At 43.1% G+C, this 2,897-nt stretch carries 2 protein-coding genes; both read left to right on the top strand.

All coding sequences use genetic code 11. From position 1 onward, the window contains the following. The coding region (locus tag AB4496_RS13995; protein ID WP_372131183.1) for a long-chain fatty acid--CoA ligase at positions 1-1,737 on the top strand (1,737 nt) is incomplete at its 5' end. Between the two features lie 460 nt (positions 1,738-2,197). Beyond that, the coding region (locus AB4496_RS13990) for a thiamine pyrophosphate-binding protein (RefSeq protein WP_372131181.1) at positions 2,198-2,897 on the top strand (700 nt) is incomplete at its 3' end.

Raw genomic sequence — 2,897 nt, 5'->3', positions numbered from 1 at the left:
TTGAAGCACAAAGTAGACAATGTATGGCAAGGTATTAGCTGGGAACAATTTGGACAACAAATCGATACGCTTTCATTAGCGCTATTGGCTCAAGGATTGAGAGTTCAGGATAAGATCGGTATCTTCTCGAACAATATGCCTCAGTGGACTGTGGCTGACTTCGCATCCTTACAAGCGCGCCTTGTAACGGTACCAATCTACCCAACCAACACAGCGGCGCAGTCTTCTTACATTATCCAAAATGCGGATGTGAAGATCTTATTCGTTGGTGAGCAAGCTCAATTCGATGCGGCGGTTAGCCTTTTTGAAGAGTGTGAACAGCTAGAAGTTGTTGTGGCGATGTCTGATGATATCGATCTGCAAGGACATCGCTTTGCCGTCTCTTGGAAAGAATTCATGGCTCGTGGTGTTGAAGATCAGCAAGCTGAACTTGATGTTCGTCTTGCGGATGCCTGCATGGATGACTTACTGACGCTTATCTATACCTCTGGTACAACAGGCCAGCCTAAAGGTGTAATGCTTGATTACACTAATGTTGGCTATCAACTAAAAGGCCATGATGAGCGTCTCAGCTTAAGCAAAGACGACGTCTCATTGTGTTTTTTACCTCTATCACATGTATTTGAGCGCGCTTGGACTTTCTATGTCCTTTATAAAGGCGCAACCAACTGCTATTTGCAAGACACCATGCAAGTTCGTGATGCATTGAGTGATGTTAAACCAACGGTTATGTCTGCTGTTCCTCGCTTCTACGAGAAGATTTTCTCAGCGATTCACGAGAAAGTATCTAAAGCACCGTTTATTCGTAAAGTACTCTTTACTTGGGCGGTGAACATGGGCGCGAAGCTTTCTGTTTGTCATCAAGAAGGTCGTACACCATCATTCATGCTGAAGAAGAGCCATGCGCTTGCTGACAAGCTTGTGTTATCTAAACTGCGAGCTCTGTTAGGTGGTAACATCAACTTCATGCCATGTGGTGGCGCGAAGCTTGATGAAACCATTGGTCGCTTCTTCCACGCGATTGGTATCAATGTAAAACTTGGCTACGGCATGACAGAAACCACGGCAACAGTATCGTGCTGGGATGACCGTTGTTTTAACCCTGATTCGATCGGTATGTCGATGCCGGGCGCTGAAGTGAAAATTGGCGCTAAGGACGAGATTCTTGTTCGTGGCCCAATGGTGATGCGTGGCTACTACAAGATGCCAGAAGAGACAGCTAAGACATTTGACGAGCATGGTTTCCTAAAAACGGGTGATGCGGGTCATTTTGATGAAAATGGTAATCTATTCATTACTGATCGCATCAAAGAATTAATGAAGACTTCTGGCGGTAAGTACATTGCACCGCAAGTGGTGGAAGGCGCGATTGGTAAAGATCACTTTATCGAACAGATTGCTGTTATCGCTGATACTCGCAAATTCGTTTCTGCGCTGATTGTTCCTTGTTATGACTCGCTAGAAGTGTATGCCAAAGAGCTTAATATTAAGTATCACGACCGTGTGGAACTTGTTAAAAATCACCAAATAGTAGAGATGCTAGAGAAACGTGTGAATGACTTACAACAAGAGCTAGCGAAGTTTGAGCAAGTGAAGAAGTTCAAGTTGCTGCCAAAAGCGTTTTCTATGGATGATGGTGAGCTAACACCGACCCAGAAACTGCGTCGTAAGGTTATTAACGATAAGTATCAAGACGAAATCGAAGAAATGTACAACGAAAAGCCTAAAGATAAGTAGTTTTCTGTTTAGATAAATTTTCAGTTGTTTAAAAATCCCCCTACGAATGTGATTGCATTTTTAGGGGGATTTTTTGTATCTAATGACACAGCACAATGTGCGAAAGCGCACACCAACAAGCTCGCTGTTTATCGATAAATAGCGAACTGTTGAAATATTAAGTGCTTTTTTTTATCAAGTAGGCAGTGTTTAAACCTAGTGTGAAAGCCTGTATTGGGTTTTATTTGATGCTTTGAGCTAATAGTTGGTTTTTTGGCACAGTTGCCGAATAACAGGCGTTAGACCAGATGATAATAAAGCGTTAAAGTTGTTTCGTATTACTGTTTGTTGTTATCACAACAGACAGCCATAGCCGAAAAAGTGGAAGTATTTCGAATTAGGCTACGAATAAGCCCTAGACTATGAAAAACCAGCCCAACATGTTCACCAAATGTGATTGGAAACTGGTGAGGAGAGCAATATGACAACAAAACCTGAAACAGCCATGTCATCCGGCGCTGAAATGTTATCCGGCGCTGAGATGGTGGTGCAGTCTCTAATTGAAGAGGGTGTAGAACAAATCTTTGGTTATCCAGGTGGTTCTGTACTTGATATCTACGATGCGCTGCATGCTAAAACTGCTGAAATTAAACACGTATTAGTACGACACGAACAAGCCGCTACCCACATGGCAGATGGCTATACTCGTTCTACCGGTAAGCCGGGTGTAGTACTTGTGTGTTCTGGTCCAGGTGCGACCAATACCGTTACTGGTATTGCAACAGCCTACATGGACTCAATCCCAATGATTGTTATTTCTGGTAACGTACCAAATAACCTTATTGGTAACGACGCCTTCCAAGAGTGTGACATCGTTGGTGTATCACGCCCGATCGTTAAACACAGCTTCCTCGTTAAGAAAGCGGAAGATATCCCTGAAGTCGTTAAAAAAGCATTCTATATTTCAACGACAGGACGTCCAGGTCCTGTGGTTATTGATCTGCCAAAAGACATTTTAAACCCACAAATTAAGCTTCCTTATGAATACCCAGAAACGATCAAAATGCGTTCATATAACCCAACGGTTACGGGTCATAAAGGTCAGATCAAAAAGGCGCTAAAAGCCCTTCTTGAAGCGAAGAAACCGGTACTTTATGTCGGTGGTGGTGCGGTTATTTCTG

The sequence above is a fragment of the Vibrio sp. 10N.222.46.A1 genome, assembly GCF_041473595.1.
Lineage (GTDB): Bacteria > Pseudomonadota > Gammaproteobacteria > Enterobacterales > Vibrionaceae > Vibrio > Vibrio tasmaniensis_A.
This window is presented reverse-complemented; position numbering and strand designations above follow the sequence as displayed.